The following is a 447-nucleotide window of genomic DNA, read 5'->3' as shown; positions in this document are numbered from 1 at the left end:
ATATTGGGCAATCAAACCGGCACCGACTGCGTGCTGCTCATTCAGTTTCCATGCGACTACCGGCTCGATGGCAATGGTGGTCAAACCTAGTTTGTTGATGTTGTGGCGCAATACGGAATCTTTTTCATATTCGGTTGCAGAGCCGAAGGGAACGTACACGCCCAAACCCAAAGTGACATCATCGCTGGCTTTGTACGCGCCATAGATATGCGGAGCAACGGTGGTTTCGGTAATTTTGCCGCTGGTCGAACCGCTGACATCGGCACCCGTGCGGAAGTGTTTTGCAGATTCCGCCTCATAGTGAAGGCTTGGGAAAACGATATTGGCGTTGACGGAAATTTGGCTGCTGTCAAGTTTGCTCAAACCGGCCGGGTTGTAGAAAAGGGTTGATGCATCGGCGGCTTCGGCGGCGGCGGCGTTGGCCGTGCCTTGTGCATTAACGGATTG

1 protein-coding gene is annotated in these 447 nt (G+C 53.2%); it reads right to left on the bottom strand.

All coding sequences use genetic code 11. The features are described from left to right. On the bottom strand, positions 1 to 447 hold a 447-nt coding region (locus tag ACTHUG_RS11475), incomplete at both ends, for an OmpP1/FadL family transporter (RefSeq protein WP_440422298.1).

It is taken from the genome of Neisseria sp. P0022.S009 (assembly GCF_051956675.1).
GTDB lineage: Bacteria > Pseudomonadota > Gammaproteobacteria > Burkholderiales > Neisseriaceae > Neisseria.
Note: the sequence above shows the minus strand (reverse complement) of the source record. Positions and strands in the feature narration are given on the sequence as shown.